Below are 12,016 nucleotides of genomic sequence, written 5' to 3'. Positions count from 1 at the left end.
TTAATGTGTGGCCGGGTCAGGCCGCCTCCAGCGAGACGACACAGCCGGGCTTTCCATCGCCGATGTGCAGCTCCAGCCGGTGCACCTGCGCGATCGCGGACACCAGCGCGAGGCCGAGTCCGTTGCCCGGAAGGCTGCGGCTAGACTCGACGCGGTGGAAGCGGCGCAGGACCTTCGCGCGTTCGTCGGCGGGAATGCCCGGTCCGGTGTCGGCGATGCTCAGGACCGGCCCGGCCGCAAGATCGACGACGATTTCGCCGCCGCTTGGGGTGTATTTGATCGCATTGTCGATCAGGTTGCCGACCGCCTCGAACAACAGGTCGGGATCGCCCTCGAACGCGAGATGCGCGGGGACGACGCGGCGGATCGTGATGCCACGCTCGTGCGCGGCGACTTCATGGAAATCGGTCGCATCGCCGACGATCTCGGCCAGGTCGATCGCGCGAAAGGCCTGGCGCCGCGCGGCTTCGTTCAGTTCCGAGATCCGCAGCAACGCGTTGAACATGGCGATCATCCCGCTCACATCCTCGACCGCGTCGCTGATCACCGCGGCCATCGCTGCGCAATCCGCGCGACCGTGATCGACCTGCCGCAGATTGGCGAGCAGGCGCGTCAACGGGGTGCGCATGTCGTGCGCGATATTGTCGCCCGCTGCCTTCACTTCGAGCATCAGTCGCTCCAGCTCCGCCAGCATCCGGTTGACTCCGCCGGCCAGCTCGTCGATTTCGTCCCGCCGTGGGGACAGTGCCAGCCGCGCGTCGAGCTGCCCCGCCATGATCTGGTGGAGGCTTTCGGTCAGGCGACGAACCCGGCGCTCTTGCAAAAACGCCAGCCATACCGCGCAGGACAGGCACAACAGCAGCAGCGCCAGCCCGCCCCACACGATGGCGAATACGAGATCGGCGGCAAAGGCGCGCGATTCCTGCAGATCCTGCCCGACGAGGAAGTGATCGCCGTTCGAAAGCCGCCGCATCATCGCGCGCAGCGTAACCGCGCCGCGCGCGGTGTGTGCCTGGAGGTCGAAGGGCGTGTCCTCGGCCTTGCCCGGCGGCATGGTTGCGGGCGACCCAGCGAGACGCCGCCCGGCCGGATCGAACAGGCCGAACGGGCGCAGGTGGTGGATGTCGGACTGGTTATGATGGTCCACGCGGGCAATCGCATCGGCGCGGGTCGCGGCCGGGGTCATGCGGATGGTCTCGCGGGCGAGCCACTCGTCGGTCTGCGCGTTGAAATGGGCCAGCGCGCGCGCGTTGACGAAAGCGAACAGGCCGATCGCCGCCGCACCGAACAGCAACAGAAAGATCAGCGCGAAGCGGGCGCTCGAGCTGCGCCGCCAGCGCTTAATCGCAGCGAAGGACATAGCCGGTTCCTCGAACGGTTTCGATCAGCGGCGGCATGTCGGGGCGCTCGATCTTGCGGCGCAGCCTTGTGACATGCACGTCGATGACGTTGGTGCGCTGGTCATAGCGATAGCCCCAGACGCTCTCGAAGATCATCGCGCGCGTGACGGGTCGTCCGTGGTGCCGGACGAGATATTCGAGCAGCTGCAATTCGCGCGGCTGGAGATCGATATGGGTCGAGTCGACCCAGGCTTCGCGCGACAGCAGGTCGATCCGCACGCGGCCATGTTCGAGGCTCACCGACGCGGTTTCCGCGACCCGGCGTCGGATCAGCGCGAGTACGCGCGCCGCGAGCTCGACCGGCTCGAACGGCTTGGCGAGATAGTCGTCGCCACCCGCGCGCAAGCCGCGGACGCGTTCCTCGACTGCGGACAGGGCGCTGAGGATCAGCACCGGGGTCAGGATCCGCGCCTGGCGCATCAGGTCAAGCGCGCCGATCCCGTCGATCGGCCCGGGCAGCATGCGATCCAGCACCACCGCGTCGAAAGCGCTTCCCTTGACCTGCAATACGGCGTCGGTCGCATTGTCGACCACGACGACGAACAATCCCTCCGCGACCAGGATCAGCCGGATCACTTCGGCGGATTTGGGATCGTCCTCTACCACCAACACGCGCGCCATCGGGCCTTACCTTCACCATGCCGGGTCCTGCCTCCGCCCGGAATGTGAAGTTCGTATGACACGAGACCGCGAGAAGACGTCCCGCGACGATCCTTTCGACCGGACCGTCAGCCTGCCGGCACCGCGGTCAGGCCGGATCGACACCGTGGCGGTGCGCCTCGGCACCCTGCCGCTCCGCTGCGATCCCGCCGCGCGATGCCGTGTCTTGTTCGGCACCGGCAGGACCCCGAGCCGAGGCGGGGAGGGCGAACTGCAGCGTCGCGACCGTCGTCCCTGAAATGCGCGCATAGGCGATCGAACCGTCGATCTGGCTCGCTAGCATGGACAGCAGGCTTCTTCCCCGGCGCTGCGCATTGGTGGGGCCGCTGCTGAACCCGGCACCGTTGTCGGTGACGATCATTTCGACGCAATCGGTCCTGAAGGCGTGCTTGTGCAGATACAGCAGGACTTCGCCGCCATTGCCGTCGGGGAAGGCATGTTTGCGAACGTTCGTCAGCATTTCGTTGGCGATCAGGCCGAGCATGCTCAGCGTCCGGATCGGCAGGCGAAGCGCGTCGTCAATGTCGACGCGCAGCGATATGGACCCTTCGCTGAGGGTGGACAGCTGAAGGTCGTCGCACAGGTCGAAGAGGAATTGCCGGGCTGCCACGGCATCTTCGGAATCGAGGTCGCGAAGGTCGAGCCGCTGATACACCCGGCCGAGCACGATCAGCCGGCCGCTCAGGTCGGCCAGCGCATCGCGCGCCTCCGGACTGGTCGCTTCGCGCGCCTTGATCGATGCCATCGACACCATGATCGACAGATCGTTCGACAAGCGGTGCGACAGTTCCGAATGCGCAACCCCGCGCCATTCCGCGATCTGCCGGCTGGTCGCGACCTCGGCCGCCTGCAGCGCGGAAAGGGTGTCGCGGCGTCCGACGTACCAGGCCATCATCACCCCCGTGGCGATGACGGCGATGAGGCCCATCGCGTGATCCGGATCACTGACCGCGAACCCTTCGCCGGGCAGGATAAAGGCCAGTTCCAGGGCGCCCGCGGCAACCGCGATCGAGGTCGGGAACCGGCCACCCAGGAACGCGATGATCGCGAATGCCAGGCAGACCATGCCGAAGGTGGGGGCCGCGTTGTTTGGCGCGGCAAGCGTGCAGCACGTGACCACCACGGTCACGAAGAGGATCGCCAGGATCGTACCGACGAACAGACGTAGGATGCGGGACGCCATCGGGGCCCTCCGTGGGAGCAGCGACGAAAGTGTCGCTTCGGGAAACACGGCTGCGGCCGTGGCGCTTCTGTTGGGGGCGGATCGCTTACACCCGCCTTACAGCGGCCGCGGTCGACGCGGATTGCGCGCGATATGGTACGGACATCGCCTGGGACGGGTCGTCCAAGCGCTGGCCCGGCTGATCGGCCTGGCGAACGGCGCGATCCGCCAGCAGGCGGAAGACGTCGCAATAGGCGGGCGCGCCGGCTTCGATCGTGAAGCGCAAGGCCTGCCGCTGCATTGCCGCGCGCGACGCCGGGCCGCCCGTGCCCGACCGCATCGCGTTGGCCAGCGCCCGGCGGTCGCGACGCGGCACGAGGCGCCCAAAGCGTCCCGCGCCGAGCAATTCCGGCATGGCGACGCTACACCGGGTCGCGACGATCGGCAGCCCGGCGGCCAACGCCTCGATGACGACTGCGGGGACCCCCTCGTAATCGGAGCTGAGCACGAACAGGTCGGACTGCGCCAACCATGCGCTCGGATCGCCATGCCCGGGCATCAGGACTTGGTCGCGCACGCCGCGTTCGGCGGCGGTTTGCAGGATGCGGTCCCGCGATGGCCCTTCGCCCAGGATCACGAGTTCATCGCCGGCGCACGCCACATCGGCAAAAGCATGGACCAGCAACACGAAATTCTTCTGCGGGACGAGGCGGCCGACCGCGAGGAAGCGTCGACCCGATGCCATCGCCGGTACCGACCGCAGACGCGCCATCCGGCGAACCTGCTCTTGCGAGACCGCAGGGTCGTGGACGATCGACACGCGATCGTCGGTCACCCCGAACGCCGCGGTCAACTCCGGTCGGTTGGCTTCGGCCATGCCGACGAACTGGTCCACGAAGCGCCCCTGGATCCGCAACCACTGGCGGTAGGCCGCCCGCAGCACCGGTGGCATGTCGGCACGTTCGAGGTCGTTGCTGACCTTGAGGGCGATCGGCGGGCAGGCGCTTCCCAGCAGGAGCTTGAGCGCGACGGCGATCCCGGCGTAGGTGTTGCCGGCGACGAAGATCACGTCGGGACGAAATTGCCGCACGGTCATGGGCAGCCTTGCTAGCAGTCGGAGCGATGGGCGAGACCGTCGTGGTTTCTCCGCGGTCGTGCAGAACGCGTAGGACAGCGATGGGGCGGTGTCGCGCATCGCACCGCGGTCCTCACCCATCAGGACGTGCACGACGGCGCCTTCGTCGTGCCACGCCTCGGCCAGACGGATCGCGACCTTCTCGACCCCGCCCGGGTCGAAGCTCTTGAGAAACGTCAGGATGCGGAGCGGTCTCGCCGACGGGTCGGTGGCGGGTGTTGCGGATGCTGTCACGGGGCGGCCGCCGCATCGGGCAGGGCGTAGACGGCGACCCGCGCCGTGCCGATCGGCGCCAGCGCCGTCCGACGATACCGCCCGCGCATCAGCAGGCCGGCGACCAGCGCATGAATGTCGGCGCGTTCGCCGCGGTAGGAACCGAACACGACGGCGGCCGGCCGCCGCGCGAAGATACCGCGCACGGCACTGGCCTGATCGACCCCGATCGCACCCGCCTCGCGCCCGCGCGAAAGGTGGTCGGGGAAGAGGTAGGGCGTCAGGGTACAACGGCCGGTCGCGGCATAGAGCATGGGCTGCGGCGTATAGACGTACAGGCAGCCCGGCCCCGTGCCGATCGCGGCGGTCAACGCGTGGAACTCGGCCGGCGTACCGCGCACCCGGCGGTTCAGTACCGTGACTCCTTGCGCCACGAGCGCGCTGCCAAGCAGCAGGGGGACGACGACCTTCCGGCCGCGGCGCGTATCGCCGAGGAATCCGGCGGCACAGCACACCGCGGGGACCATCGCGGGCAGGGCATAATGGTCGAACCAGGTCCCGAACAGGACGAGCCCCGCCAACGCCGCCGCCAGCCACCCGCCGAGCAGCATCCGCCACTGACGTGCCACAGGCGTCGCCGCGCCGGTGCGCAAGCCGGCGATGCCCATCGCGACCAGCGGCGCGAGCAGCACCGTCACCGTCAGGAAGTTTCCGACCGTTTCCCACAAGGGGCTGGACCCGCGACGGAAGATCGACGTGAAATTGGCGAAGACGAACGCCTGTTCCGCCCCGACGTGCCAATAATACGCAGCGACCAAGGCGGTCGGCAGCAGCGCGACGCCGACGAGCGCGACGCCGTACAGCGCGGTCGTGCGGAGCGAGCCGCTCCGCCGCCATTCGCGCAAGACAAGCCAGCAGCCGATGAAAACGCCCTCGAACACACAGGAATATTTGACCTGCAACGCGAGCCCGATCAGCGCCATCGCGATTCCGCCGGACCGGTATCGGTCGTGCGCGCGCAGACCGCCATTCCCGTCCGGGCCGCTCACCGAAACGGCCAGCGCGACGAACAGATTATAGAAGACCGGTGCCTGCCCACCCTGGCCGTCCGCGAAGTTCAGCCACAGCAGGTAGAGGGCGCCCGCCGCGAAACTGCCCTGCCGCCAGCCCGCACGCTGCGCCAGCCTGGCGATGACGCTGGCCGTCGCGGTTGCCGCCGCGAGGGCCATCGCCTGATACACGTACAGCCCGGCCACCGGTCCGGCCCAGGCGGCCGGAAGATACAGCAGGAACAGCCCGATCGGCTTGCGATCCCACACGCCGACATAGGGGAGCGCGCCACCGAGCATCGCGCGCGCCACCGTGAAGTAAAACTCTTCGTCGACATGCAGGATCGGGTTGCCGAACGTCGGCAATCGGGCGAACAGCGCCACCAGCAGCAGCGGGAGCACGTAGGAAGACCGAAGGGCATCGACCAGCGCGCGGCCGGCTCCGGGTAGCGCCGATTGCTTATGCCTCTCCTGCTTCTCCGCCATTGCAGCAGCGTTCCGTGTCCCGGGGTTTGGCACAGGATGCTGCAGGACCGGAGGCTTTGCTAGGAGGCTGATGGCGGCTGCTCGGCAAGGGGGGGGCGCGGCGCGGCGCGGGAATGGTCCGATGGCAATGCGCGGGCAGGCTTACGCGGACCTTACAACGGATCGCCGCGCCTCGCGGCGGGACGGTCCGGTTGCCCTCATGCGCGCTGAGCGATGCAAATCGGTCATCGCTCGCGCAACGATCACGCTAAGGGGACGCAAGACCCAGGCCCGTTTCTGAGTCGCGACCGTCCGGAGACCGTGCTCACATGCCTCGGATCATTCTTACAACGGTTGGCACGTTGGGCGATCTGCATCCGTTCATCGCGATCGCTTTGGCGTTGCAGAAGCGCGGGTTTACGCCCGTGCTGGCCGTGGCGGAGGATCAGGTGGCCAAGTGTCGCGGTGCCGGCCTGGAAACCGTGGCGATCCTGCCGGGGTTCGCGCAAACGCGCCAGCGGATGGGGTTGAGCCACGAGGAGGCGGTGCGCCGCATCATGAGCAACCAGCGCGTCATGCTGGAGCAGGTGCTGCTGCCGGACCTCGCCGCCTGTACCACTGCGCTCGATGCGGCCGTCACCGATGCGGTCGCGATCGTCGCGTCGATCTTCGTCATCGCCGCGCCGATCGTCGCCGAAAAACGCGGCATTCCGCTGGTCTCGGTCATCCTGCAGCCGATGGCGATGCTGTCACCCTATGACGCACCGCGCACGCCGGATTTCTGGATGATGCTGCCGGCACCGGTCGGTCGCATCGGCGCTGCGTGGAACCGGCGGGTCTATGCCACGATGCGCCGCTTGCTCGACCGGGTCTATGGGCGGCGGATCGACCGGGTGCGGCTCGCGCACGGCCTGCAACCGGCCGGGGCCGCCAATCTGCTCGATCCGCCAGAGGATGCGGTGCTGCGGCTGGGTTGTTATTCGACCCGTCTCGGGGCGATGCCGCCCGATGCGCCTGCGACCACACGGATCGTCGGCTTTCCCATGTTCGACAGTGACAGCGGCCAGGCGGAAACCCTCGATCCCGCGCTGGAGGCCTTTCTCGCAGCGGGGCCGCCGCCCTTGGTGTTTACGCTCGGGACCTTCGCGGTCGGCGGCGCGGGGAGCTTCTATGCCAGGGCCGCCGATGTTGCGCGCGGCACCGGCTTGCGCGCGATCCTGCTTGTCGGCGGGACGGGGCCGCACAGCGTCGAAGGCGACATTCTCACATGCGCTTATGCGCCGCATTCCCTGCTGTTTCCGCGCACGGCGGCGATCGTCCACCATGGCGGCGTCGGAACGACGGGGCAGGCGCTCAAGGCGGGCAAGCCGCAGCTCATCGTCCCGCATATGGGCGATCAGAACGACCATGCCTATCGGATCGTGCGGATGGGCGCAGGGCTGCGGGTGGCGCGGCGTCGCTTTACGGTTGCGCGTGCCACCCGTCGCATCCGCGCGCTGCTGAACGACCCCGCCTATCGTTCGACCGCCGAGCGGGTCGCCCGGTCGATGGTCGGCGAGGATGGGGCGCATGCGGCGGCCGACGCGATCGTCCAGGCGCTGGGCCTGCCAACAACTCTGTGCCCCGACGCGCGCTGACCGCATCGGGCGTTTGCGCTTTCGCCGACCGCCTTTGCCGGCGGTTGCCTACGCCGTCCACCCGCCAGCGGTCGCGACATACAGCCGCGCAACGTTGAGAAACTGCCGGGTTCGCGCAACCACCAGGTTGTTGCTCGAGCGTTGGTACAGTCGCTCGGTCTCGAGCACCTGGAGAATGCCCGAATTACCGACCTGGAAACTGCGCCGCGACAGCTTGCGGGAGCGATCGGCCACCGAGACCGATTCATTCTGGTTGGCGACCGAGCGTGCATCGCTCTGGATCGCCGACAACAGGTCGGCGACCTGCTGGAAGGCGTCGAGCACCGTCTGCTGATAGGTGGCATCGCTCGCCCGCGCACGGTTGATCGCGGCGGCGCGCTGCGCCTTCAGCGTGCCGCCATGGAAGACCGGCGCGGTCAGCCCGGCGAAGATGTCATAGCCGCGAAACGCATTCTTCACGAGATCGGCGATCCCCGGCGCACCTTGCGTCAGGGTCGCGCCGAGCGTGATGTCGGGATAGAGCCGCGCGGTCGCGACACCCACTCCCGCCGCCGCGGCGTGCAGATCCGCTTCCGCCTGCAGGATGTCAGGACGCTGATGGACCAGCGCGGAGGGCAGGGCGACCGGTATCGCCGTCGGCAACGTCAGGCGTGCCAGATCGAACTCGGTCGCGCCGAGCTCTGACGGAGCCACGCCGACGAGCGTGGCAAGCAGATGTCGCGCCTCGGCCAGCTGTTGTTCCAATTGCGGAATGTCCCCGCGGTCGGCAGCATATTGGCTTTGCGCGTTGAGCACTTCGACCAGCGTGCCTTCCCCGCCAGCGCGGCGCTTCTGCGTCAGGTCGACGTTGCGGAGGTCATCGGCGAGCAACGCGTTGGCGGTGGCGATCTGGGCGCGGATCGCGGCGACCGTCAGCACTTGATTGACGACCTGGCCGGCGATCGAGAGATGCGCCGCTTCCGTCTGGCGCTGCTGCGCCTCGACCTGTGCCGCGCTCTGCTCGACCTGGCGGCGCAGGCCACCGAACAGGTCGAGATCGTAGCTGATCCCCCCGCCGACGGAATACAGATGGAATTCGGGATTGCCCCCGGGCGCGAGCGGGTTGTTGCCCGAAAAACCGAAGGCGGCGAGGTTGACCTGTTGCTGGTCGACGCGCGCGTTCGCATCGATCTGCGGCAGGCGCTTCCCGGCGACCGCGCGCAGTTCGTCGCGGCCCGCGGCGAGGGTCGCATTGCTGGCGGCAAGGGAGCGGTTGTTCGCCATCGCGCGCTCGACCAGCGCGTCCAGCTCGGGTGAACCGAAGGCGGTCCACCAGCGACGCACAGGACCAGCCCCCAGCGCGATGTCCGGCGCGCCCTTGACGGCCGACGTCTCCCGGTCCGGCAGATAGTGTGTCGCGCCCGGTGCTTGCGGGCGCACGAAATCCGGGCCGACGGTGCAGCCGGCCAGCGCGGTCGCGGCCAGGAGAATGAGGGGCAAGCGCATCGGGATCAGTCCATGTGGATGGTCGGTCCAGCCGCCGCACCTTTGCGCGGTCCGCGCATGAGGAGCAGCAACGGGATCACGGCAAGGGTAAGGACGAAGAGCATCCAGAACGCATCGATATAGGACACCATCGATGCCTGGCGGGTGATCTGCGCGTTCATCGCCGCGACCGCGCTCGGCAGGTCGAAATCGAAGCCTCCGGGCAGCGCGGGATTGTCGGGCCTTATGCCTTCGGTCAGCCGGGCATGGACAGTGGCCGAATTGCGGATCGTCATCGCCTGCAACACCGAAATGCCCACGGCCGAGCCGATGTTGCGCGTAAGCGTGAACATCGCCGCGCCCTCGTTGCGATATTTCGGATCGAGCGTGGCAAAGGCGATCGTCGTCAGCGGCACGAACACCAGTCCGGTTCCCAGGCCCTGGATGAAGCCCGATACGATCACGAGCCGTTCGCTCATCCCGAGCGAAAAGCCCGACATGATGTAGAGCGAATAGGCGGCAAGCCCGAACCCGATGAAAATCAGCAGCCGGGCATCGACGCGCTTGATGACGCGTCCGACGATGATCATCGAAATGAGCGTGCCGATCCCGCGCGGCGCGGTGACGAGGCCGGTCAGCACCACCGGATAGCCCATCAGCGTCTCCAGCATCGTCGGCAACAAGGCGAGCACGCCGAACAGCACCGTGCCGAGGAAGAAGCCGAAGATCGACCCGGTCAGGAAGTTGCGATCCTTGAACATGCCGATGTCGATGAACGGCTTGCGAGCGGTCAACGTCTGCACCACGAACAGATAGCCGAAGAACAGCGCCATCGCGCCTTCGATGCAGATTTCGAGTGAGTTGAACCAGTCCTTGGTCTGGCCGCGATCGAGCATCAACTGAAACGAACCCAGCGCCAGCGCCAGCATCGCGAAGCCGAAGATGTCGAGCCTGGGCTTGGCCGAATCCTTCGTCTCGGTGAGAAATCCGGACAGGCCGACGAACGCGAGGATGCCGATCGGCAGGTTGATGTAGAACACCCAGCGCCACGACAGATTGTCGGTCAGCCAACCGCCGAGCGCGGGGCCGATGATCGGCCCGAGAATCGCACCCATTCCCCAGACCGCCATAGCCGGCCCGTGCCGTTCGGGGGGATTGATGTCGAGCAGGATCGCCTGGCTCATCGGCACCAGCGCGGCGCCAAACACGCCTTGCAGCAGGCGAAACCCGACCAGTTCGCCGAGGCTGTTGGCAAGCCCGCACAGCCCCGAGACGACCGTGAACCCGACGATCGACCACAGCATCAGCCGCTTGCGTCCGAACCGTCCGGCAAGCCAGCCGGTCAGCGGCGTCATGATCGCAGCGGCGACGATGTACGAGGTTAGGACCCAGGTGATTTCCTCGCTCGATGCCGAAACGCTTCCCTGGATGTGCGGGAGCGCGACGTTCGCGATCGTGCTGTCGAGCGAGTTCATCACGGTCGCCGCCATCACCGCCGCAGTGATAATGTTGCGCGTCGCGGGGTCGGGGTAGGAGGTGGTCATCGCGCCTGCGTCGCGCCACCGAACAGATGGCGCTGATAGCCGGTGTCGACCGTCACCTCGACGCTCAGGCCCGCATGCAGCGGCAGGTCGCGAGGCAGACGGTCGATGCTCAATTCGATCGGCAGGCGTTGCACGACCTTGACCCAATTGCCGGTGGCGTTTTCGGGCGGCAGCAGCGCGAAGCTGTTGCCCGTGCCCGGACTGAAGCTTGCGACGTGGCCAGTAAGGTCGAGGTCCGGGAACGCATCGACCTTGAACGTCGCGCGCTGGCCGATACGCATGTGGTTGAGCTGGTCTTCCTTGAAGTTGCCCTCGACCCACAGCCGTGTGCTGGCAAGTGTAAACACGGGTTTCGCGGCGCTGACGTAGCTCCCGACCTGCAACTGATCGACCTTGGTGACGATACCGTCCTGTGCGGCGCGCACGGTGGTATAGCCAAGGTTGAGCTTGGCGCGCTCCAGTGCAGCCTGTGCGCGGCGGACCGCGGGTTGACGGTCGGTCGGCGCGGCGACGCTGCCGGTCAGCCTTGCCGCGACGCCGGCGTTCTGCTGGACCGAGGTCTGGATCTGCTGGCGCGCAGTCTGCGCCGCGAGCACGGCCTGATCATACTGGTTCTGCGACGAAATGCCCTCGCCCAGCAACGTCTTCTGGCGCGCGGCCTCGCGCACGGCATAGGCCAGTTTGTCGCGCCCCGACTGGAGCGAGGCTTCGCCCTCGCGGTAATTGGCGCGCAGCGACGCGACCTGTGCCTGCGCCGTCGCCAGTTCCGCGGCAGCCTCGTCGACCGCCGCCTGATAGGGTGCGGGATCGATCTTGAAGAGGATGTCGCCGGCCCGGACGCGCTGGTTGTTGCGCACCCCGACGGCGATCACTGGGCCACTGACATTGGCGCTGACCGAGACGAGGCCCGACTGCAGATACCCGTTGTCGGTGGCCTGGTACCGCCCGCCGCTCAGGTAGAAGAACAGCCCCAGGACGACCGCGACGATCGGCGCCAGCAGCAACAGCGGCGTGCGCAGGTTGCGGCGACGAACCGGCTGTGGGTCGACCGCCTGCACCAGGGGCGCGGGCTGTTCGATCGGGGCCGAGTTTTCGACGCTCGGATAATCGGTCGCGCGACCGGGGGTATCTTCCAAGCTCATAATTCCTTGCTCATCGACGGCAACGGGGGAAGGCAACGCGGGAAGGCAGCAGGTCGGCAGACCGTTCGAGTCGAGCGGATCATGGTCGACCGTCCCCGCCAGCTCTTGCGACCGAAGGATATCGCTTGCAAGCGAATAATACGCA

General features: G+C 67.3%; 9 protein-coding genes. 1 reads left to right on the top strand and 8 read right to left on the bottom strand.

What is annotated here, in order from left to right; genetic code table 11:
• Positions 1-16 precede the first annotated feature (16 nt).
• The 5 genes from L8G49_RS00875 to L8G49_RS00855 form a co-directional block, all read right to left on the bottom strand.
• A complete protein-coding gene (locus tag L8G49_RS00875; RefSeq protein WP_242181842.1) occupies positions 17-1,360 on the bottom strand; it encodes an ATP-binding protein in 1,344 nt (447 codons plus the stop codon).
• The gene (locus tag L8G49_RS00870) at positions 1,341-2,021 is read right to left on the bottom strand and encodes a response regulator transcription factor (RefSeq protein ID WP_242137092.1); all 681 of its coding nucleotides are present in this window, start codon (positions 2,019-2,021) and stop codon (positions 1,341-1,343) included. The genes L8G49_RS00875 and L8G49_RS00870 overlap by 20 nt, the downstream gene beginning before the upstream one ends.
• Before the next feature lie 127 nt (positions 2,022-2,148).
• On the bottom strand, positions 2,149-3,243 hold the full coding sequence (locus L8G49_RS00865) for a sensor histidine kinase (protein WP_242181840.1): 1,095 nt from the start codon (positions 3,241-3,243) through the stop codon (positions 2,149-2,151).
• Between the two features lie 85 nt (positions 3,244-3,328).
• Positions 3,329-4,591, bottom strand: coding sequence for a glycosyltransferase (locus tag L8G49_RS00860; RefSeq protein WP_242181838.1), 1,263 nt, complete (start codon positions 4,589-4,591; stop codon positions 3,329-3,331).
• The gene (locus L8G49_RS00855) at positions 4,588-6,021 is read right to left on the bottom strand and encodes a hypothetical protein (protein ID WP_242181837.1); all 1,434 of its coding nucleotides are present in this window, start codon (positions 6,019-6,021) and stop codon (positions 4,588-4,590) included. Before L8G49_RS00855 ends, L8G49_RS00860 begins: the two co-directional genes overlap by 4 nt.
• Before the next feature lie 392 nt (positions 6,022-6,413).
• Between L8G49_RS00855 and L8G49_RS00850 the strand changes: the two genes are divergently transcribed.
• Positions 6,414-7,721 (top strand): glycosyltransferase, encoded by a 1,308-nt coding sequence (locus L8G49_RS00850; protein WP_242181835.1) that lies wholly within the window; start codon positions 6,414-6,416, stop codon positions 7,719-7,721.
• Positions 7,722-7,769: 48 nt separating this feature from the next.
• On the opposite strand, the gene L8G49_RS00845 is transcribed toward L8G49_RS00850, so the two are convergent.
• From L8G49_RS00845 to L8G49_RS00835, 3 genes are read right to left on the bottom strand one after another with little or no spacing between them, the layout of a single operon-like run.
• A complete protein-coding gene (locus L8G49_RS00845; RefSeq protein ID WP_242181833.1) occupies positions 7,770-9,206 on the bottom strand; it encodes an efflux transporter outer membrane subunit in 1,437 nt (478 codons plus the stop codon).
• Between the two features lie 5 nt (positions 9,207-9,211).
• Positions 9,212-10,729, bottom strand: coding sequence for a DHA2 family efflux MFS transporter permease subunit (locus L8G49_RS00840; RefSeq protein WP_242181831.1), 1,518 nt, complete (start codon positions 10,727-10,729; stop codon positions 9,212-9,214).
• Positions 10,726-11,871: an HlyD family secretion protein gene (locus L8G49_RS00835; protein ID WP_242181829.1), complete on the bottom strand. Its 1,146-nt coding sequence runs from the start codon at positions 11,869-11,871 to the stop codon at positions 10,726-10,728. Before L8G49_RS00835 ends, L8G49_RS00840 begins: the two co-directional genes overlap by 4 nt.
• Between the last annotated feature and the right edge of the window lie 145 nt (positions 11,872-12,016).

The sequence above is a fragment of the Sphingomonas sp. CARO-RG-8B-R24-01 genome, assembly GCF_022662295.1.
Taxonomy (GTDB): domain Bacteria; phylum Pseudomonadota; class Alphaproteobacteria; order Sphingomonadales; family Sphingomonadaceae; genus Sphingomonas.
Note: the sequence above shows the minus strand (reverse complement) of the source record. Positions and strands in the feature narration are given on the sequence as shown.

Excerpts from the sequence above, each read along its gene's own strand:
- L8G49_RS00835 (WP_242181829.1), bottom strand. The coding sequence starts at position 11,871 with ATGAGCTTGGAAGATACCCCCGGTCGCGCGACCGATTATCCGAGCGTC.
- L8G49_RS00875 (WP_242181842.1), bottom strand. The coding sequence starts at position 1,360 with ATGTCCTTCGCTGCGATTAAGCGCTGGCGGCGCAGCTCGAGCGCCCGC.
- L8G49_RS00865 (WP_242181840.1), bottom strand. The coding sequence starts at position 3,243 with ATGGCGTCCCGCATCCTACGTCTGTTCGTCGGTACGATCCTGGCGATC.
- L8G49_RS00845 (WP_242181833.1), bottom strand. The coding sequence starts at position 9,206 with ATGCGCTTGCCCCTCATTCTCCTGGCCGCGACCGCGCTGGCCGGCTGC.
- L8G49_RS00870 (WP_242137092.1), bottom strand. The coding sequence starts at position 2,021 with ATGGCGCGCGTGTTGGTGGTAGAGGACGATCCCAAATCCGCCGAAGTG.
- L8G49_RS00850 (WP_242181835.1), top strand. The coding sequence starts at position 6,414 with ATGCCTCGGATCATTCTTACAACGGTTGGCACGTTGGGCGATCTGCAT.
- L8G49_RS00840 (WP_242181831.1), bottom strand. The coding sequence starts at position 10,729 with ATGACCACCTCCTACCCCGACCCCGCGACGCGCAACATTATCACTGCG.